This is a genomic window from Nocardioides sp. 503 (genome assembly GCF_004522095.1).
Classification (GTDB): domain Bacteria; phylum Actinomycetota; class Actinomycetes; order Propionibacteriales; family Nocardioidaceae; genus Nocardioides.
Genome location: NZ_SPUI01000005.1, coordinates 36,068 through 55,159, shown reverse-complemented (window position 1 = coordinate 55,159; position 19,092 = coordinate 36,068). Strand labels below are relative to the sequence as shown.

The following is a 19,092-nucleotide window of genomic DNA, read 5'->3' as shown; positions in this document are numbered from 1 at the left end:
GGGGGCCTGTTCGTGGTCGGAGCCCCGCAGCGGGGCCCCCCCCGGGCTGGCTCGTGCGGGGCCCCTCTGTGCGTCGTGCGAAGAGGTCGGGCGGGTGCCGGCGCTCGTCCAGATTCACCGGGTACCCGGTGAAACTCACGCTTCCCGTACGAAGCTTCGTACGGGAAGCGTGAGTTTCGGGCGGGCAGTGTGACGCGTGTTCGGTCGGCGTGGCGCCGCGTGGGGCACTGCCTGGCAGGGTGGGGGCATGGCCTCCCTGTCGATCGTCCTCGCCGGCGGCTCCGGCTTCCTCGGCACGCACCTGCGCGACGAGCTGGTCCGGCGCGGCCACACCGTCACCTCCCTCGTACGGCGTGAGGCGGCGGGCGGCGGGCAGTCGCGGTGGGACCCCTACGCCGGCGTCCTGGACCAGTCGGTCGTGTCCGCGGCCGATGTGGTGGTCAACCTCGCCGGCTCCCCCACCGCGGGCAACCCGCACTCCCAGAAGTGGGCCCGCGAGCTGCGCGAGAGCCGCATCACCACGACCCGGGTGCTGGCCGAGGCCGTCGCTGCGGCCGAGCGTCCGCCGGCGTTCCTCGCGGGCAACGGCATCTCCTACTACGGCGACCACGGCGACCAGGTCCTGACCGAGGCCTCCGACAGCCGCGGGCACGCCCTGCTGACCCAGGTCACCCGCGAGTGGCAGGAGGCAGCCGACCCGGCCGTGACCGCCGGTGCCCGGGTCTGCATCCTGCGCACCTCTCCGGTGATGGACCGCGGCAGCGCGCCGCTCAAGCAGCTCCGGCTGCTGTTCAAGGCCGGCCTCGGCGCCCGCCTGGGCGACGGGCGCCAGCACATGGCGATGATCTCGCTGCGCGACTGGGTCGGCGGGGTCGTCCACCTCGCCGAGCACCCCACGGCCGCCGGTCCCTTCAACCTCTGCTGCGCGCAGACGCCGACCAACGGCGAGTTCACGCAGGCGCTCGCCCGGGCCGTGCGCAGGCCGGCGTTCGTGTTCGCCCCGAAGCCGCTCCTCAACCTGGCCGGCGGCGAGATGGCGCCGGAGATCCTCGGCTCCCTCAACGTGCGGCCCGCCGCGCTCGAGGCGGCCGGCTACGTCGTCCGCGACCGTGACGTCCACGCGGTGCTGGCTTCAGGGCTGCGCTGAGTCCACGCGCGCCACGCGCCACTCGCCGCCCGCCAGCAGCAGCGTCACCCGACGGGTCGTCACACCCCCTCGGGGCAGGCGCCACCACCGCGCACCGTCGGAGGCCGAGGCCCGCGCCAGCCGCTCGGTCACCTCGACGGTCAGCCGGTGGGGATGTTGCGCGAGCATCCGGCCCGACAGGACCTGGACGTCCAGCGTCGGCACGGTCAGCCCCCGCTCGACGTAGCGGCGCAGCATCGCCGCGTCACGTCGCCCGGCCACCGACCCGGCGACGTAGAGCCGACGCAGCGCGCGCACGTCGCCGCTCGCCCACGCCGTGGCGCGCCGCTCGTCCCACGCCTGCAGCACCGCCACCGGCGAGTCCTGAGCCACGGCTGCCACCGGAGGCCCGGTCGACCGCTCGGCCGACGGCGCGGACGAGCAGGCGACCGTCAGCAACAAGATCAGCACCACCGGCGTCACAGGACGTGCGTTCATCCTTCAGTCCTACCTCGATCGCGATCGTCCCTCGCCGTTATCCACAGCCGCAGAGGATCACCGCGTGCTGAGCCGTCGCGGGGTCCTGCTGGGCGCGGTCGGCGTCGCCGCCGCGGGCGCGGCCGGCACGGCGGGGGTCGTCGAGGGCGTGCTGCCCGGCCGCCCCCGGCTCCAGGCGGCGCTCGGCCTCAACGGCGAGCCGGGGCGCGTGCCCGATGTGACGCCGGGACCGATCGAGGCCGGCTCCTTCGTCTCGGAGCGCCGCGGTGCCCGCACCGGCTGGGTGCTGCTGCGCCCGCCCGGCTCCGAGGGTGACCGCCTGCCGGTCGTCGTGGCGCTGCACGGGCTGGGCTGGACGCTCGACGCGTTCGAGCCCGACGGCTTCGGCATCCCGCAGCTCCTCGCCGCGGCGGTCGCCGACGGCGTCGCGCCCTTCGCCGTCGTCGCCCCGGAGGGCGGACGCTCCTACTGGCACCGCCGCCCCGACGGGGAGGACGCCGGCGCCATGGTCACCGACGAGCTGCTGCCGCTCCTCGGCCGGCGCGACGACCTCGCGGTCGACCGGGTCGGGCTCCTCGGCTGGTCGATGGGCGGGTACGGCGCGCTCCGGCTGGCCGGGCTGCTGGGGCCGGGCCGCGCACCGGTCGTGGCGGTCGGCTCCCCGGCCGTCTGGACCGACGCCACGGCCGCGAGCCGGTCCGGCTTCGAGGACGCGGCCGAGTACGAGGAGTTCACGGTCACCGGCCGCCAGGACGACCTGGCCGGCACCGCCGTCCGCATCGACTGCGGCACCGGTGACCCGTTCTACCGCGACGTCGAGGACTACGTCGCGGGCTTCCCCTCCGGCGCCGATGTGACCGCGACGTTCGAGCCGGGCGCCCACGACCGGGCCTACTGGCGCCGGGTGCTGCCCGACCAGCTGGCGTTCCTGGGCGCCCGACTGTGAGCGGCCGACCCCCTCAGTCGCCCTGCGTGTAGGCGTAGGTGCCGTAGAAGAAGGTGTCTCCGGACGAGGTCGGACCCCACACCACGCTGAAGCCCAGGTTGCTGTTGTACGCGATCTGGTGGGTGTTCGCCTCGAACTGGGGGTTGACTGCGCCCAGGGTGTAGACGCAGAGGAACCCGGCCGGGGCGGTGGGAGCGTCGGCTCCGCCCTTGCACTCCGTCTCTCCGGGCGTGGAGTCCATCCGGACATGGGGAGGCTTGGTCGTCCCGGGGATCGGGAAGCTCGCCCACGTCCGGATGTCTCCGCCGGAGGCCGCCACCTCGGTGTCGAGCCCGATGACCCCCGTCACCGTCTCCCCGACCCTCAGCGTCGTGAGCGCCGAGCGCCCGGGCGCACCCTGCGCGCCGGTCGCGCCCCGCGGCAGCTGCCCGGCCTTGAAGTCCTTGCGCAGCAGAGAGCCGTCCTTCACGTCGCCCGACCGCACCGCGTTCGGAGCGATCGCGCGGCTGGTGACGGAGTTCTTGGGCAGGGCGGTCACGGCGTACGACGTGCCGCCCATGGCCACGGTGAGGGCGACGAGGGCGACGGCGTTGCGCCGGACCCAGAGCAGGCTGGTGGTGATCATGGGGGTCTCCTTCGCACGCGGAGCCCCGTGCCCCGCTGGTCGCGAACCTACGAGCCGGTGGCCCGGCAGCGTCAGGTTCCGCGACGAGGCGGCTGCCGTGTCTAGACCGCGGCCCCCGAGTAGCATCGAGGCGTGAGTGAGCTCCGCTTCGAGCAGGTCGGCCTCGGCGCCGACGCCCTGGACTACCTCGCGGCCTGGGAGCTGCAGCGCGACGTGCACGCCCGCGTCTCGGACGACGCGCAGCCCGGCACCGTCCTGCTGCTGGAGCACCCGCCCGTCTACACCGCCGGCAAGCGCACCGAGCCTCACGAGCGCCCGGCCGACGCCGGCGGCGCGGACGTCATCGACGTGGACCGCGGCGGCAAGATCACCTTCCACGGCCCCGGTCAGCTCGTGGGCTACCCGATCGTCCGGCTCCCCGACCACGTCAAGGTCGTCGACTACGTGCGCCGGGTGGAGGAGGCCCTCATCCAGGTGTGCGCCGACCTGGGCGTCGTCACCGCACGCGTGCCCGGGCGCAGCGGCGTGTGGCTGCGGGCCGACGAGCGCGGCCCGGAGCGCAAGGTCGCCGCCCTCGGCATCCGCGTCAGCCGGGGCGTCACCATGCACGGCTTCAGCCTCAACTGCGACGTCGACCTGGGCTGGTACGACCGGTTCGTCCCCTGCGGCATCGCCGACGCCGGCGTCACCACCCTGTCGCAGGAGCTCGGCCGGCGCGTCCCCGTCCAGGAGGTGCTGCCCTCGGTCGAACGGCACCTGCGCCACTACCTCGCCTGGGCCCCCTACACACCGACTCCCGACTACGACGCCCGCCCCGAGCCCGGTCGCGCGCCGAGGATCGAGCTCCTCACCCCCTGACGCGTGTTGCGCCCGCCAGGCACCCTGCGGTGCCTGTTGGATCGTCTGCGTGACGACGAGAGGGCGACATGAGTGACCTGGTGATCGAGACCTCGGGGCTCCGCAAGGAGTTCCGCAGCCGCAGGGGCGGCCTGCGGGTGGCCGTCCACGACCTCGACCTCGCGGTCCCGCGGGGAGGCGTCCACGGCTTCCTGGGGCCCAACGGGTCCGGCAAGACCACGACCATCAGGATGCTGCTCGGGCTGGCCCGGGCCAGCAAGGGCCGGATGGAGGTCTTCGGGCACCCGATCCCCTCGGCGCTCCCCCAGGTGATCGACCGCATCGGCGCGGTCGTCGAGTCGCCCAAGTTCTCCCCCCACTTCAGCGGCCGCCAGAACCTGCTGCTCCTCGCCCGCGCCATCGGCGTGCCGAGGAGCCGGGTCGACGAGGCGGTCGAGACCGTCGGGCTCACCGGGCGTGACAAGGACCGGTTCAAGTCCTACTCGCTGGGCATGAAGCAGCGCCTCGCCATCGCCGCGACCCTGCTCAAGGACCCCGACCTGCTGATCCTCGACGAGCCCACCAACGGCCTCGACCCCGCCGGCATCCGCGAGATCCGCGACACCATCCGCGACCTCGGTGAGCGGGGGGTCACCGTGCTCCTCAGCTCGCACATCCTCGCCGAGGTGCAGCAGGTCTGCACCTCCGCCACGATCATCGGCAACGGGCGCCTGCTCGCCTCCGGCAACGTGGACGAGCTGCTCCGCACCGGGCCCTCCGCCGTACGCGTGGAGGTCGACGACCCCGCCGCCGCCCGCAGCGCCCTCGGCGGCGCGGGGTTCGCGGTGGTGCCGCCCACGGCCGGCGAGACCGCGATCCTGGTGGAGTCCGACGCACCGTCCGAGGTGACGCGGGTGCTCGGGGAAGCCGGCATCTGGCTCTCCGCCCTCACCCCGATCCGCCGCGACCTCGAGTCGGTGTTCCTCGAGCTCACCGAGGCCGACACCTTGGGACACGGACCCGACGCCGGACCCGACGCTGGACCGGAGGCGAGGGCATGAGGTCCCTGCTGCGCGTCGAGCTGACCCGGTTGCGCTGGCGCCGGGCCATCCTCCTGCTGCTCGTGGCCGTGGTCGCGGTCCCCGTCGTCTTCGGGGTGGCCGTCGCCCTCGAGACCGTGCCGCCGACCGCGTCCGACCGCGCCACCGCCGCTCGCCAGGCCGAGCAAGAGGCCGAGCAGCCCTACGTCGAGGACGAGCTGGCCAACTGCCAGGACAGCCCGCAGGACTACGGCGTCGGTGACGCCTCGGACCTCGAGGCGGCCTGCGAGGAGATGATCGTCCCCCGGCCCGAGTGGTACCTCGCCACCCAGGAGCTCGACCTCGTGCAGCAGCGCGACGACACGGGTCTCGCCGTCGCGGCCTTCATCTCGGTCCTGCTGCTCCTGGCCGGCGCGACCTTCGCCGGTCACGACTGGAGCAGCGGCTCCATGAGCAACCAGCTCCTCTTCGAGACGCGTCGCCTGCGGGTGTGGACCGCGAAGGCGCTGGCCGTCGTGCTCGTCTCGGGCCTGCTCTCGCTCGTGGTCCTGTCCGGCTACTGGGTGGCCCTGTGGTCGCTCGCCCGCTCCCGCGACCTGCCGTCGAGCAACGCGATCCTGGTCGACTGCCTCCAGGACGGCGCCCGCGGCGCGCTGGTCGCCGCCCTGGCGGCGTTCGGTGGCTACGCCCTCACCATGCTGTTCCGCAGCACCGTCGCCACCGTCGGCGTGCTGTTGGCCGTCGCGGTGGCCGGAGGGGCGTTGATCGCCGTGCTGGGCATCGACGCGAAGTACCAGCCCCAGACCAACCTGTCCGCGGTCGTCCTGGACGACGCCACCTACAACGTCGAGGTGCCCGACGAGTGCTTCATGCAGGCCGAGCCCCCTGAGGGGCTCGACTGCGACGAGGAGAAGGTGCTGCCCGCGCGCGACGGGTCCATCTACCTCGGATCGCTCGTGGTGCTCGCCGGGGCCGCCTCGGTGCTCTCCTTCCGCCGCCGCGACGTGCCCTGACAGGGGGGTCCGACCGGGGGGTGAGCCGAGTTGGGCGGCCCCCCGGCCCGGCGTACAGTTGACCGACGTGACCACCGCTCCCGCCCCTGAGGGCCGCAAGCTCCTCCGCCTCGAGGTCCGCAACGCCGAGACCCCCATCGAGCGGAAGCCGGAGTGGATCAAGACCCGGGCCAAGATGGGTCCGGAGTACAAGCACCTGCAGAGCCTGGTGAAGTCCGAGGGCCTGCACACGGTCTGCCAGGAGGCGGGCTGCCCCAACATCTTCGAGTGCTGGGAGGACCGCGAGGCGACGTTCCTCATCGGCGGTGACCAGTGCACCCGCCGCTGCGACTTCTGCCAGATCGACACCGGCAAGCCCCAGCCGCTCGACCGCGACGAGCCGCGTCGCGTCGCGGAGTCCGTGCAGAAGATGGAGCTGCGCTACGCCACCATCACCGGCGTCGCGCGCGACGACCTCGAGGACGGCGGCGCCTGGCTGTACGCCGAGACCGTGCGCGCCATCCACGACCTCAACCCCGGCACCGGCGTCGAGAACCTCATCCCCGACTTCAACGGCAAGCCCCACCTCCTGCGCGAGGTCTTCGAGTCGCGGCCCGAGGTGCTGGCCCACAACGTGGAGACCGTCCCGCGGATCTTCAAGCGGATCCGTCCCGCCTTCCGCTACGACCGCTCGCTCGACGTGATCACGCAGGCGCGCGACTTCGGCCTGGTCACCAAGTCCAACCTCATCCTCGGCATGGGCGAGACCCGCGAGGAGGTCTCGCAGGCGCTGCGTGACCTGCACGGCGCGGGCTGCGAGCTCATCACGATCACCCAGTACCTCCGCCCCTCGCTGCGCCACCACCCGGTCGAGCGCTGGGTCAAGCCCGAGGAGTTCGTGGAGCTGCGCGACGAGGCCGACCAGATCGGCTTCTCCGGCGTCCTCTCCGGCCCGCTGGTCCGTTCGTCGTACCGCGCCGGTCGGCTGTACCGTCAGGCGATGGACGCCCGCGAGGGTGTCGTCTCCACCGCCACCGCCTGACCCGCCGCAGCCGCGGGTCGGCCCGAACGAGTAAGGCAGCTCCGCAGCCATGGCCAAGAAGGACACGCCCACCGATCCCGCCGACATGAACCGTCGTCAGCAGATCGTCGCCACCTACCGGATGACGAAGCAGACCGACAAGCGGATCGGCCTGTGGCTGCTCGGCTCGTTCCTGCTGTTCGGCGCCGTGGGCTTCGCGCTGTTCTACGTGCTGCCCGGCACGGGCGTCGTGCAGTGGGTCATGTCCGTGATCGGCGCTCTGCTCTTCGGCTTCCTCGGCGCGATGATCGTGTTCTCCCGCCGCGCCCAGCGCACGGCCTACGACCGGATGGCCGGCCAGCCCGGCGCCGCCGCCAGCGCGCTCACGATGCTCAAGCGCGGCTGGAAGACCGACCCGGTCATCGCCTTCAACAAGCAGCAGGACGTCGTCCACCGCGTCGTGGGCCCTCCGGGCATCGTGCTCGTCGCCGAGGGCAACCAGCACCGCGTCCGTCAGATCCTCACCTCCGAGCGCCGCAAGCACGAGCGCGTCGCCGCCGAGACGCCGATCCACGAGATCGTCGTCGGCGACGGCGAGGGCCAGGTGCCGCTCGCCAAGCTGGTGCGCCACGTCCAGAAGCTCGGCCGCCAGGTCAAGCCCGCCGAGCTCACCGACGTCCTCAACCGCCTCAAGGCCCTCGACGCCAACCGCTCCGCGATCCCGATGCCCAAGGGCCCCGTGCCGACCAGCATGAAGGGCATGCGCGGCAACATGCGCGGCCGCTGAGCTCAGCTCCTCACACGTTCCTGGGGTTTCGAGACGGTTGCTTCGCAACCTCCTCAACCCCCGGGAGTGACCCCCGGGGGTTGAGGAAGGACTAAGTCCTGTCTCGAAACCCCTCACGGGGCTCCGAGCCGACCTACTGGATCTGCGAGGCCGGGGGCGCCTTGATGTCGACCGGCTCGCCCCAGTTGTCGTAGCTGGCGGTCATCTCGCCGCCCAGGTCGCCGAGGTCGGCGACCATCTTGCGGAAGTAGCCGTCGTCGTCGAAGAACAGCTCGTAGGTGAACGACGGCGGCAGCGAGCCCTCGGGCAGCGACCCGGTCTCGGCACCCTGCGCCTCCAGCAGCTTCGCGGAGTCCAGGACGAGGCTGTAGTGGTCCATGCCGTCCTCCTCGCCCACGAAGGTGGCGCCGGTGATGGCCTTCTCCATGGTGTCGAACTGCGAGCGGATGTCGAGCTGGTCGCCCAGGCTCGACAGCGGGTTGGCAGGGTCGTCGAGCGACGTCGAGGTGTACTTCTCGGTGCCGGGGTTCTGCTGGTAGAGCGTGTTGTCGACCAGCACCATCTTGATCGGCTGCATCTCGCCGACGTTGATGGTCATCGCCATGGCGGTGGGCGTCTTGCTGAAGTCGGCCTGTCCCTCCGCCTCGTACGCCGCGGCGCCCTCGAGGTTCATCGTGAACGTCGCGGTGCTGGCCTCCTCGAAGGCATCGGCGAAGATGTCGACCATCTCGGAGGGCTCGACCTCCTCGCCCTCGGTGGGCTGCGCCTCCTCCGTCGACTCCTCGGTGGGCTCGTCGGTGGGCTCGCCGGTGGCCGTGGGCTCGTCGCTCTCGCTGCCGAGGCGGTCGAACGCCGACGTACCGCCGGAGTCCGACTCGTCGCTGCTCTCGTCGTCTCCCCCGCACGCGGCGAGGGAGGTGAGGGCCAGGGTGAGGACCGCGGCGGAGGCCGTGCGGCGGAAGAGGGAGCGGGTCATGAGGTGCCTTTCGGGAGGGGCCGTGCAGAGGAGCTGGTGATCAGGAGGAGGGTCCGGGGCGCAGGCCGCGGAAGGTGTCGAGCGTGACCGTCACCGTTCCCGCCACGAGGTCGTGCAAACCGCGACCGTCGGAGCGGTAGACCAGCGGCGGGATCACCAGAGCGATCATCGCCTGGCGCAGCAGCGCCTTGAGGGGGTTGAGCGGGCGGAGGCGGCCGTCGGCCGGCACCACGCGCAGCCGCGTGGCGAGCTTGCCGAACGAGCCGCCGAGCAGCCAGGTGAACAGCGCCGACTCGACGACGTAGACCAGGAGCACGTAGAGCTGCGCGTTGCTGCCGGTCTCGCCGTAGGAGTCGAGGCCCGCGAACGCGATGACCGCGAGGGTGGAGGCGAACCAGTCGACGAACAGCGCGAGCACGCGCCGGGGCCACGACGCGCTCTCGAGCGTCGGAGTGTTCACGTCGTCCTCACCCCCGCAGGCTATCGAGCCGCCGGTGGGCAGCCGCGTACCGGTCACCTGTTACATCCCCGAAACGAAACCGATACGGTCGAGAAATGGCCCGTTCCTAGATTCGGGTCACCCCTCGGCGCAACGTGGCTCCGGGGTGTCCACTTCTGCTTGCTCTTGACGGTTGTCGCCCACCGGGCCGCAGCCAAGGAGGACGAATGTTCCAGAACAGCGACGAGCTGCTCGCCTACATCAAGGACGAACGCGTCGAGATGGTCGACGTCCGCTTCTGTGACCTGCCCGGCGTCATGCAGCACTTCACGGTCCCGGTGTCGTCGTTCGACCAGTCCGTCTTCGAGGACGGCCTGAACTTCGACGGTTCCTCGATCCGTGGCTTCCAGGCCATCCACGAGTCCGACATGTCGCTGTTCCCGGACCCGACCACCGCCTACATCGACCCGTTCCGCACGGCCAAGACGCTGGTGGTCAACTTCTTCATCCACGACCCGCTCACCGGCGAGCCGTACTCGCGCGACCCGCGCAACATCGCCAAGAAGGCCATGGCCTACCTCGGCACCACCGGCATCGGCGACACGGCCTTCTTCGCCCCCGAGGCGGAGTTCTACGTCTTCGACAACGTGCGCTTCGAGACCAAGCAGAACGCCGGCTACTACGAGATCAACTCCTCCGCCGGCGCCTGGAACACCGGTGACTCCTTCGAGAACGACAACCGCGGCTACAAGGTCAAGTACAAGGGCGGCTACTTCCCCGTCGCGCCCACCGACCACTTCGGCGAGCTGCGCGACGAGATGGTCATCGAGCTCGAGCGCGCGGGCCTGCAGGTCGAGCGCGCCCACCACGAGGTCGGCACGGCCGGTCAGGCGGAGATCAACTACCGCTTCGACGAGCTGCTCAAGGCCGCCGACGACGTCATGAAGTTCAAGTACATCATCAAGAACACCGCCTGGCGCAACGGCAAGACGGCGACGTTCATGCCCAAGCCGATCTTCGGAGACAACGGCTCCGGCATGCACGTGCACCAGTCGATCTGGAACAACGGCGAGCCGCTCTTCTACGACGAGACCGGCTACGGCGGCCTGTCCGACATGGCTCGCTACTACATCGGCGGCATCCTCAAGCACGCCCCGTCGCTGCTGGCCTTCACCAACCCGACGGTCAACTCCTACCACCGCCTGGTGCCCGGCTTCGAGGCCCCGATCTCGCTGGTCTACTCCCAGCGCAACCGCTCGGCCTGCGTCCGGATCCCGATCACGGGCTCCAACCCCAAGGCCAAGCGGATCGAGTTCCGCTGCCCCGACCCGTCGGCCAACCCCTACCTCGCCTTCTCGGCGCTGCTGCTGGCCGGCCTCGACGGCATCAAGAACAAGACCGAGCCGCCCGCCCCGATCGACAAGGACATCTACGAGCTCCCGCCCGACGAGATGGCCGACATCGACCAGGTCCCCACGTCGCTCAACGCCGTCCTCGACTCCCTCGAGGCCGACCACGAGTTCCTGACGGCCGGCAACGTCTTCACACCGGACCTGATCGAGACCTGGATCGACTACAAGCGGACCCAGGAGATCCTCCCGGTGCAGATGCGCCCGCACCCGCACGAGTTCGAGCTCTACTACGACATCTAGGTCGTCAACCCGTTCGATCGAGGATGGCCCCGGGCTCCCCGGGGCCATCCGTTATTTCCGCGCGGGACCGCTCCTCCGGCGTCAGACCGTGATGCCGAACAGCTTCTCAGCGTTGCCGAACGCGATCTTCTCCTTGTCCTCGCGCGGAAGATCGACTGCTCGGAACCAGTCGGTCCCCTCCTTGATGCCGGCGAAGGGATAGTCGGTCGCGAACATCACGCGGTCCACGCTGATGTGTCTCAGCAGGAGATGCAGCAGGTGGTCCTGGAAGAACGCGCTGGTGGTGAACCAGAAGTTGTCCTGGAAGTACTGCTCGAAGGGCTTCTCGAGCGAGCTCTCGGTCGGCTCACCCATGTCGTTCGCGATCCGCTCGTAGTAGAACGGCAGCCCCTCCCCCATGTGGCCGACGATGATCTTGAGCTTCGGGAACCTGTCGAAGACCCCGTAGGCGATCATCCGGATGCACTGGGTCAGCACCTCCTGGTGCCAGCCGTAGCCGGACCCGCTGAAGATGAAGTCCTGGTACTCCTTCGTGTACTCCGACCGGGTGGTGCGGTAGTAGATCTGGAAGACCTCGTCGGCCGGATAGCCGGGATGCAGGTAGATCGGCACGTCGAGCGCTACGGCACGCGCCAGCACGGGCTCGAAGTCGGGATGGTCGAGATACTTCTTCCCGATGTGTCCGTTGGTCAGGGCGCCCAGGAAGCCGTCCTCCCGGACCGAACGCTCCAGCTCGTCCGCCGCGGCCTCCGGGCTCTGCAACGGCAAGGTGGCGAAGGCCTGGAAGCGTCCCGGGTGACTGGCCATGGGCCCGTCCACGAGCTGGCGGTTCAGACGGTGGGCGAAGTCGATGCCCTCCTGCCCCGGGACGTTCTGCACGGACGGTGTGTGGGCGGAGAGGATCTGGACGTCGAGTCCCCCCTCGTCCATGTCCCCGAGCCGGCGTTCGCCCAGGTCCGCAAGACCGATCTCCTCGAGGAACGCTCGGTGGTTCTCGTCGATGGAGTTCAGCTTCAACAGCTCGGCCGTCGAGAAGGTCTCCTCCACGCCGATGAACCTCAGGTCCCGGTCACGACGTGAGATGTCCTGGTCGCCAGGCGCGGCTTTCGGATCCGCCTTGTCGCCGTCGAGTGCGGCGAGTGCCGTCGCGGACAGTCCGACGCCGGCTCCGAGTGCGGCCGCGTGGGTGACGAAGGCGCGGCGCCCGATCGACGATCTCGCCGGGCCTTGTTCGATGGGTCTCATGTCTGGGTGCTCTCCTGGCTCGGTCGTCATACCGATCAGTCTCTCGACTTCAAGGGGCTGACGCGTCTGGCCACGGCTGACACCTCCCCGTACGCCGCGCGGCGTACGAGGACACCCCTTCGCGCTCCGCGCGGAGTACGGAGGTTCCGTGGAAAGGTGGCTCCTGTGACCGACGACCGACCTGCCGATGGATGGCGTGCGGGGTGGGGGCACCGCGACTGGCTGAACCCACCTCCGCAGGTGGCGCGCGACCAGGACGACCTGCTGGTCACCGCGGCGGAGGGCAGCGACTTCTGGCGCACCACCTCCTACGGCTTCGTCCACGACACCGGCCACGCCCTCCTCACCGACTTCCCCGACGGCACGGCAGCCGAGGTCACGTTCATCGCTGACTTCTCGGCCCAGTTCGACCAGGCCGGCCTGCTGATCCGTGCCGACGAGGAACAGTGGGTCAAGGCCGGCGTGGAGCTGGCCGACGGCGTCCTCCAGCTCGGGGCGGTGGCGACGCGCGGTGTCTCGGACTGGTCGGTCGCTCCCGTGCCGGAGTGGTGGGGCCAGTCCGTCGTCCTGCGGGCCAGCCGCACGGGGGACGCTCTCACGGTGAGGGCCCGAAGCGGCGACGAACCCTGGCGGCTCGTCCGGGTGGCACCGCTACCCGTCGGGCCGCTCACGGTCGGACTCATGTGCTGCGCACCCACGCGCGACGGCCTGACCGTGCGGTTCACCGACCTGCGGCTCGTCGAGGCGGACCTGACCCTCCACCCGTGACCTCACCCGCCTGTCCCGCTCGACCGCCGGCGGCCCCGTGCGATTCCCGAGTGGTGAGCCCGCTCTCGTGGATGATGCTGCCCATGACCGTCGCGCGGAGCAGGCACGAGACCCAGCGCGTCGAGCGCCGCCGCGAGGGCAACACGATGGCGCTCTACATCGCCCTCTGCCTGCTCGCGGCCCTCACCGCACTGCCGGACAGCAAGCCGCTCCACGCCCACGGGCTCGGGGTCGTGTGGGGCATCACGCTGGGACTGGCGTTGGCCCACTGGTTCTCGTTCTGGGTGGCGACCCGGCTGGTGAGCGCCGGCGAGTTCGAGCGGGACGACCTCGAGCTGGCGGCGGCACAGCTCCTCGGCGCCACCGCGGTGGCGGCGCTGGCGTCGCTCGTCCTGCTCGTCCTCCCCGACTCGGTGGAGCTGCACGCCGCCGAGCTGGTGCTGTCGGCGTTCGTGGCGGTCGTGGGGTACCTCTCGATGCGATGGAGCGGCACCGGGCGCACGAGGGCGGCGACGTACGCCGTCGCGGTGATGGCCGTGGCGGTCGTGATCGTCGAGCTCAAGAACCGACTCGCCGGCTACTGAGCGTCTGCCGAGACGGGGCTTCGCTCAGCCCGCGGCGTCGGGGTGGGAGCGCACTCCTGTCGGACGCCGGAAGACGAACCGGCGGAAGAGGTAGAACCGCGCACCGAGCCCGAGCGCGAGACCGATGACGTTCGCGGAGATGTTGTCCGACAGCGGGTCCTCGAGACCCAGCACGTCACGACTGATCATCAGGCAGGCGACCGGGAGCGACATGGTGACCACGTTGATCAGCACGTACGCCGATCGGCCGCCGTCCGCCTGACGCGGTGGTCGGTCTCGGAACGCCCAGCTCCTGGCGCCGCGGTAGCTGATCACCATGCCGACGGTGTTGGCCAGCACGTAGGCCAGGATCGGTCGATCGCTGAGGACCGCGAGGTGACCGGTGCTGAAGCCGTGGACCAGCGCATTGAAGAGGATGAACGCGACGAGCGTGGCGACGCCCCCCACCGTGAGGAACCGACCCAGCTCGGCCAGCACCCGCGCGTGACGCGCACCGACGATGTTGGCCCTGGACCCCGTGTCGCGTACCGACGGCACCGACCCTCGCGTCACGGCCGCGGACGAGGGGTCGAGGGAGCTCACATGGAGTCTGAACACGAGTGATCGGGGACTATTCCCGAGCGCGCGCCACCCACGACGTCGAGATGTTCGAGCAGACCTCTCCGTTCGGGGGCGCGAGGAGCCGCCTCGGGCGAGGGAGCCCGGTGCGCGGCGGAGGTGCCGGTAGCGTCGCGAGGTGGCCAGTCGTCGTCGATCCAGCGCTCGGCGGCGCAGCCCCTCACGGGGCGGGAGCGGGACACGACCGTTGCCGGCCGCTGGGCCAGGCGAGCGCCTGTGGGTGCTGGACGTCCCTTACGGCACCACCGTCGACGGCGCTGCCTGGCACCCGGCGGTCAAGGCCCACCTCTACGTCGGGCGCGACGTGCCTGCGCACCTCACGCCGTACGTCCCGGGTCCGCACACGCTCGGCCGCTTCCTCGACCACACGCTCAACCCCGACGACCCGACGCCCGCTCCGGAGCCGACCGACGAGCTCGAGCCGCGTCGGATCCAGTTCGAGGCGGCGGACGCGATCGCGGCGCGCGCCGCGGCAGGCGGACGGCAGTTCCTGCTGGCCGACGAGCCCGGCGTGGGCAAGACGATCTCCGCGGTGCTCGGCGCGACGGCGGTGGGCGACCTCCGCGGCGCGCGCCGCGTGCTCGTCGTGGCGGACCGGCCTGCTGCGATCACCATCGGTCACTGGTGCCGGACGATCACGGCGCTGGGCGACGGGGGCCTGGAGTGGGTCGTCATCACCTGGGACCGGCTCGACAAGGTCACGGACCACCAGTGGGACGTGATCATCGCCGACGAGGCTCACGCGCTACGACGTACCACGACGAAGCGGTGGAAGATCTGGGCGAGGATCTCGGGGCACGGGCGGCCGCACGACAAGGCGCCGTTCGTCATCGCCACGACCGCGACACCCGGCCACACGCCGCTCGAGCTGCCCTACCTCGCCCCCGCCTACGCGCAGGTGCTCGGCGAGCCCATGAAGGAGTGGACCTCCGCGACGAAGCCTGATGTCGCGTTCGCCGACGCGCTCGAGCGCCACGGGGTCGGGATGGAGCGGGGCCGCTACGGCGCGACGTGGACCACCGACCCGGCGCGACGGGCCGCCGACCTCAAGCTGGTGCGCGGCTGGCTCGCCGACGAGCGGCCCCCGGCGATGCTGCACCGAGCCGCTCCGTGGGGACCGGTGCCGATCTCCGGCATGCCGGTCACCCTCACGCCGACGGAGCGGACGGCCTACGAGGCCGAGTGGGGGGAGTTCTGCCGCGAGATGGACCTGGCGCGACGCGGCCGCAACGTGGCGAAGGGGCGCGCAGCGCTGCTGCGCTTCCGGCAGAAGGCCGGGCTCATCCGGGTCGACTCGACGGTCGCGTGGATCGCCCAGCAGGTGGAGTCCGAGCGACAGGTGGCGTGCTCGGTCGAGTTCGTGACGACCGCCGCCGACCCCATCGCCGACCGGCTGCGCGACTCCGGGATCGACGTGGCCTCGATCTACGGCCGCGACCGGTTCGACGTCGAGGCGGAGCGGGTGCGCTTCCAGATCGGCGAGGCGAAGGTCTGCGTCTTCACCACCGTCGCCTCGATCAGCCTGCACGCCGGCGAGACGCTCGCCGACGGCCGCCAGGCGAGCACCGAGCCGCGGGTGGGCGTCTTCCACCAGGCCCGGTTCTCCGGCATCGCCGCACGACAGGTGACCGGGCGGACCCACCGCGACCACCAGGTCTCGCCCTGGCACGTGGCGTACGCCGAGGGAACGGTCGAGGAGCAGGTCGGCCGGGTGATGGTGGAGCGGATCGCCGCAGCCTCCGACACCGTGGGTGCCGACACCACCGGCCTCGCCGACCTGGCTCGGCTTCTGGGGGCCGACTGGCTCCCACCCACGAGCCTGCACGACGACGGCGCCTGGGCCGGCGTCACTCCTCGTCCGAGCTCGTGAAGACCCAGTCGAGGCCGTCCTCGCCCTCGCAGTCGAGGGCGACGTCACGCCGCAGGCCGGCCTTCAGCGCGACGTGCTGGCTGGGTCGGTTGTCAGGGCGTACGCGGGCCACGACCGTCTGCCCCGGCTTCTCCTCGAGGGCGCTCGCCACCAGCGCGGCGGCGGCCTCGGTGGCCAGGCCCCGACCCCAGACGTCCGGCACGAAGCGGTAGACCAGGTTCAGCACCGGGCGCCCATCCATCGTCATCCGCTTGACGCCGGCGTAGCCGATGATGCGGTCGGAGCCGTGCTCGCGGACGCAGCGATATCCGAAGCCGTGCTCCGCCCAGTGATGGACCCACCGGTCGACCAGAGCCGTCGCCGCGGTCTCGTCAGCGAGCCGGTCGGACGGGTTGTGCTCGACGGTGCGCGCGTCTCCCAGGATCGCGAACACCCCGGCGGCATCGTTCGGCACGGGCGGGGTGAGCCGCAGCCGTTCGGTCCTCAGCTCCTGGGCGCCCACTGCCGAATGCTCCCACGACGACTCGGACCCGAGGTCGCTCGAGCAGGCGGCTCCGCTGCCTGTGCACAACGTCCGAGGCACCTCGCCGGATCGCGCTACAACTGGTGGCGACCCGAGGAGGACCCGTGCGACGACCTGAGGACGACCAACCCTGGATGGGGCCCCTGCCTGCCGCGCCCGGCTGCGACTGCCACCTCTGCCGGCCCGACCCGTCGTACGACGAGCTGGACAGGCGGACCATCGACGCCGTCCTGCAGCACGGGTGGCAGGTGATGCTGGTGAGCCCGGACGCCGCCTGCTGCTCGCTCGACCACGACGACCTCGCGGACGACGACCCCGGCGCCCACGGGCCGGCGTTCGCCTACACGCTCGGCCTGGGACACCGGCTCGGTCACCCGGAGCTGCTGATGTCGGGGCTCGACCTCGGCGTGATGCACCGTGCGCTCAACGCCGTGGCCACCCGGATCATGGCCGGTCTGCGCCCGGTCCCCGGCGACGCCTTGGAGGACGTCCTGGCCGGGGTGCCGGTGGCGGTCGAGGGTGTCAGCGACGAAGGGCTCCTCGACGCCGTCACGTGGTCGGGGTGGTTCCACCGTCGCAAGCCCGAGGCGCTGGCGCTCGTGTGGCCCGACCGGACCGGGATCTTCGCGTGGCAGCCGGGGGCGCCGGCGATCCTGGACGAGCTGCAGCCGCGAGGCTGGCGGGTGCCGATCGAGCACCGCGACGGCCTGGCCGCCGATCCCCCGTGGGACTTCCCCGTGCCGCCGGACCACCTGGCGTTCTCCTGCGCCCACGTCGTCGACGACGGACGGGCGGTTCTCTGGGCGGCGCGAGAGTCGGACGAGACCCGCGGGGAGGACTGGTCCATCCACTGCGGGAGCTACGACCACGGGACCGACGACATGCGCATCGTCCACCTGGCCCACCTCGTCCGCTCCGCCCCCAGCCTGCGGCAGATCAGCGACCTGGGGCTGGAACGGGAGGCGTCACGCACCGGTCCCGACGCCCCGTGGTCCGTCTCACCGTTGTCCGAGTGAGCCACGCGGGTTGCGTACCCTGGCGTCGCTCCTCCTGGAGGAGCGGCGCAGCCCCAGCGAAGTCCGGTGAGATCCCGGCACTGTCCCGCAACGGTGATGGCCCCTCGTGGCCCAGTCCGGTCGCCTGAGCTGCGTCCACGACGAGCCTCGAAGGAAGGCGCCTCGATGTCACCGACCACTCCCCCGCCCGGCGAGCCCACCGTCACCGTCTGTCGGGGGTGCTGCTGCGGCACCGCCACGAAGCGTCCCCTCGTCGACCACGCCGCGCGGCTGGAGGCCCTGCGACGGCTGCTCGACGGCACGGCTCGGGTACGGGTCACCGACTGCCTCGGTCCGTGCGAGCGCTCCGACGTCATGGTCGTGTCCCCGTCGCCGGAGGGCCGCCGATCGGGCGGGCGCCCGGTGTGGCTCGGTCAGGTCAACGGCCGCCACGAGCCGTCGGCGCTCGCGGACTGGGTGGCGGCCGGCGGTCCGGGCCTCGCCGACGTACCGGAGAGCCTGCGCAGGGCGGTGTTCCGCAGCACCGACCCGCTGTCGCGGCCCTGACGCTGCGCCCCCGGGCGGTCGACCAGGGCTCCCCTCTCGGCTCTGCGGCTCCCGTGCGGGGTGGCACCAGAGCAGATGGACTCAGCGTTACCGCGGCCGCCGGCCTCTCGGAGGGATGAACCGCCTCTTCGGGTGAGGGGTCGCCGGAGGCCGCTCGACTAGAGTCCGCTTCCATGAGCGTCACCGCGCGACATGGCGTGTCGCTCTCCGGCCCGGTCGACGGACAGCCGATGCTGTTCGCCCACGGCTTCGGCTGCGACCAGTCGATGTGGCGCTACGTCGCCCCCGCGTTCGCCGACCGCTACCGCGTCATCACGTTCGACCACATCGGCTCCGGGGGGTCGGACTCCTCGACCTACGACCCCGACAAGTACTCCGACCTCGCGGGCTACGCGGCCGACGTCGTCGAGATCGTGCGCGACCTGGACCTGCACGACGTCGTGTTCGTCGGGCACTCCGTCTCGTCGATGATCGGTGCGCTGGCCGTGATCGAGGACCCCGAGCGCTTCAGCAGGCTCGTGATGGTGAGCCCGTCACCGCGCTACATCGACGACGTCGACTACACCGGCGGCTTCGCCCGCGAGGACATCGACGAGCTCCTGGAGTCCCTGTCGAGCAACTTCCTCGGCTGGTCCGCCACGATGGCGCCGGTGATCGTCGGCAACCCCGACCGGCCGGCGCTCGGGGACGAGCTCACCGCGAGCTTCTGCCGCATGGACCCCGACATCGCCCGGCGCTTCGCAACCACGACCTTCCTCTCGGACAACCGCGAGGACCTGCCCCAGGTCGGCGTGCCGACGTTGGTCCTGCAGTGCACCCGTGACGCCATCGCGCCGACGACGGTGGGCCGCTACGTCGCTGACACCATCCCCGACGCGACGCTGGTGCAGCTGGACGCGACCGGGCACTGCCCCAACCTCAGCGCTCCGGAGGAGACCATCGCCGCGATCGAGGGCTTCCTGCGGCAGCGAGGCGCGCCGTAG

At 71.3% G+C, this 19,092-nt stretch carries 21 protein-coding genes; 14 read left to right on the top strand and 7 right to left on the bottom strand.

Translation table 11 applies throughout. The features are described 5' to 3' along the window. Window positions 1–247 precede the first annotated feature (247 nt). Complete coding sequence (locus E4622_RS17510; RefSeq protein WP_134741544.1) at window positions 248–1,147, top strand: TIGR01777 family oxidoreductase; 900 nt, start codon at window positions 248–250, stop codon at window positions 1,145–1,147. Here the strand turns inward: E4622_RS17510 and E4622_RS17505 are convergent. Beyond that, window positions 1,133–1,624, bottom strand: coding sequence for a hypothetical protein (locus tag E4622_RS17505; RefSeq protein WP_134741543.1), 492 nt, complete (start codon window positions 1,622–1,624; stop codon window positions 1,133–1,135). The two genes, E4622_RS17510 and E4622_RS17505, sit on opposite strands and share 15 nt — an antisense overlap. A 64-nt stretch (window positions 1,625–1,688) precedes the next feature. Between E4622_RS17505 and E4622_RS17500 the strand changes: the two genes are divergently transcribed. Beyond that, complete coding sequence (locus E4622_RS17500) at window positions 1,689–2,570, top strand: alpha/beta hydrolase-fold protein (RefSeq protein WP_134741542.1); 882 nt, start codon at window positions 1,689–1,691, stop codon at window positions 2,568–2,570. Window positions 2,571–2,583: 13 nt separating this feature from the next. On the opposite strand, the gene E4622_RS17495 is transcribed toward E4622_RS17500, so the two are convergent. Next, a complete protein-coding gene (locus E4622_RS17495) occupies window positions 2,584–3,195 on the bottom strand; it encodes a hypothetical protein (RefSeq protein ID WP_134741541.1) in 612 nt (203 codons plus the stop codon). A 132-nt stretch (window positions 3,196–3,327) separates the two neighbouring features. On the opposite strand from E4622_RS17495, the gene lipB reads away from it, so the two are divergent. The 5 genes from lipB to E4622_RS17470 all read left to right on the top strand — a co-directional run bounded on the left by lipB (window position 3,328) and on the right by E4622_RS17470 (window position 7,872). Beyond that, window positions 3,328–4,053 (top strand): lipoyl(octanoyl) transferase LipB, encoded by a 726-nt coding sequence (gene lipB / locus E4622_RS17490; protein WP_134741540.1) that lies wholly within the window; start codon window positions 3,328–3,330, stop codon window positions 4,051–4,053. A gap of 68 nt (window positions 4,054–4,121) precedes the next feature. Then, complete coding sequence (locus E4622_RS17485; protein ID WP_134741539.1) at window positions 4,122–5,093, top strand: ATP-binding cassette domain-containing protein; 972 nt, start codon at window positions 4,122–4,124, stop codon at window positions 5,091–5,093. Then, window positions 5,090–6,085: a hypothetical protein gene (locus E4622_RS17480; RefSeq protein WP_134741538.1), complete on the top strand. Its 996-nt coding sequence runs from the start codon at window positions 5,090–5,092 to the stop codon at window positions 6,083–6,085. Before E4622_RS17485 ends, E4622_RS17480 begins: the two co-directional genes overlap by 4 nt. A gap of 67 nt (window positions 6,086–6,152) precedes the next feature. Further along, window positions 6,153–7,106 carry a lipoyl synthase gene (lipA, locus tag E4622_RS17475; protein WP_134741537.1) on the top strand — a complete coding sequence of 318 codons (954 nt, stop codon included), beginning with the start codon at window positions 6,153–6,155 and terminating at the stop codon, window positions 7,104–7,106. Between the two features lie 49 nt (window positions 7,107–7,155). Then, a complete protein-coding gene (locus tag E4622_RS17470) occupies window positions 7,156–7,872 on the top strand; it encodes a DUF4191 domain-containing protein (RefSeq protein WP_134741536.1) in 717 nt (238 codons plus the stop codon). A 133-nt stretch (window positions 7,873–8,005) separates the two neighbouring features. Here the strand turns inward: E4622_RS17470 and E4622_RS17465 are convergent, their stop codons facing one another. Both E4622_RS17465 and E4622_RS17460 read right to left on the bottom strand, forming a co-directional pair. Then, window positions 8,006–8,848 (bottom strand): hypothetical protein, encoded by an 843-nt coding sequence (locus E4622_RS17465; RefSeq protein WP_134741535.1) that lies wholly within the window; start codon window positions 8,846–8,848, stop codon window positions 8,006–8,008. A 40-nt stretch (window positions 8,849–8,888) separates the two neighbouring features. Further along, window positions 8,889–9,308, bottom strand: a complete 420-nt coding sequence (locus E4622_RS17460; protein ID WP_245156094.1) for an RDD family protein — start codon at window positions 9,306–9,308, stop codon at window positions 8,889–8,891. A gap of 206 nt (window positions 9,309–9,514) precedes the next feature. On the opposite strand from E4622_RS17460, the gene glnA reads away from it, so the two are divergent. Continuing rightward, window positions 9,515–10,939, top strand: a complete 1,425-nt coding sequence (gene glnA, locus E4622_RS17455) for a type I glutamate--ammonia ligase (RefSeq protein WP_134741534.1) — start codon at window positions 9,515–9,517, stop codon at window positions 10,937–10,939. A gap of 81 nt (window positions 10,940–11,020) precedes the next feature. Here glnA and E4622_RS17450 read toward each other — a convergent pair whose 3' ends face one another. Continuing rightward, on the bottom strand, window positions 11,021–12,214 hold the full coding sequence (locus tag E4622_RS17450) for an amidohydrolase family protein (protein ID WP_209022006.1): 1,194 nt from the start codon (window positions 12,212–12,214) through the stop codon (window positions 11,021–11,023). A 135-nt stretch (window positions 12,215–12,349) separates the two neighbouring features. On the opposite strand from E4622_RS17450, the gene E4622_RS17445 reads away from it, so the two are divergent. Both E4622_RS17445 and E4622_RS17440 read left to right on the top strand, forming a co-directional pair. Continuing rightward, a complete protein-coding gene (locus tag E4622_RS17445; RefSeq protein ID WP_134741533.1) occupies window positions 12,350–12,952 on the top strand; it encodes a DUF1349 domain-containing protein in 603 nt (200 codons plus the stop codon). An 83-nt stretch (window positions 12,953–13,035) separates the two neighbouring features. After that, window positions 13,036–13,536 (top strand): hypothetical protein, encoded by a 501-nt coding sequence (locus E4622_RS17440; protein ID WP_209022005.1) that lies wholly within the window; start codon window positions 13,036–13,038, stop codon window positions 13,534–13,536. 24 nt (window positions 13,537–13,560) lie between these two features. Here E4622_RS17440 and E4622_RS17435 read toward each other — a convergent pair whose 3' ends face one another. Further along, window positions 13,561–14,073, bottom strand: a complete 513-nt coding sequence (locus tag E4622_RS17435) for a GtrA family protein (RefSeq protein WP_167736148.1) — start codon at window positions 14,071–14,073, stop codon at window positions 13,561–13,563. Window positions 14,074–14,374: 301 nt separating this feature from the next. On the opposite strand from E4622_RS17435, the gene E4622_RS17430 reads away from it, so the two are divergent. Further along, window positions 14,375–16,024 (top strand): helicase, encoded by a 1,650-nt coding sequence (locus tag E4622_RS17430; protein WP_167736147.1) that lies wholly within the window; start codon window positions 14,375–14,377, stop codon window positions 16,022–16,024. On the opposite strand, the gene E4622_RS17425 is transcribed toward E4622_RS17430, so the two are convergent. Beyond that, window positions 16,002–16,526 (bottom strand): GNAT family N-acetyltransferase, encoded by a 525-nt coding sequence (locus E4622_RS17425; protein ID WP_167736146.1) that lies wholly within the window; start codon window positions 16,524–16,526, stop codon window positions 16,002–16,004. The two genes, E4622_RS17430 and E4622_RS17425, sit on opposite strands and share 23 nt — an antisense overlap. 155 nt (window positions 16,527–16,681) lie before the next feature. Between E4622_RS17425 and E4622_RS17420 the strand changes: the two genes are divergently transcribed. From E4622_RS17420 to E4622_RS17410, 3 genes are all read left to right on the top strand, one after another. Continuing rightward, window positions 16,682–17,563 (top strand): DUF4262 domain-containing protein, encoded by an 882-nt coding sequence (locus E4622_RS17420; protein WP_134741529.1) that lies wholly within the window; start codon window positions 16,682–16,684, stop codon window positions 17,561–17,563. Window positions 17,564–17,728: 165 nt separating this feature from the next. Then, the gene (locus tag E4622_RS17415) at window positions 17,729–18,109 is read left to right on the top strand and encodes a (2Fe-2S) ferredoxin domain-containing protein (RefSeq protein WP_134741528.1); all 381 of its coding nucleotides are present in this window, start codon (window positions 17,729–17,731) and stop codon (window positions 18,107–18,109) included. A gap of 173 nt (window positions 18,110–18,282) precedes the next feature. Further along, window positions 18,283–19,092, top strand: coding sequence for an alpha/beta hydrolase (locus E4622_RS17410; protein ID WP_134741527.1), 810 nt, complete (start codon window positions 18,283–18,285; stop codon window positions 19,090–19,092).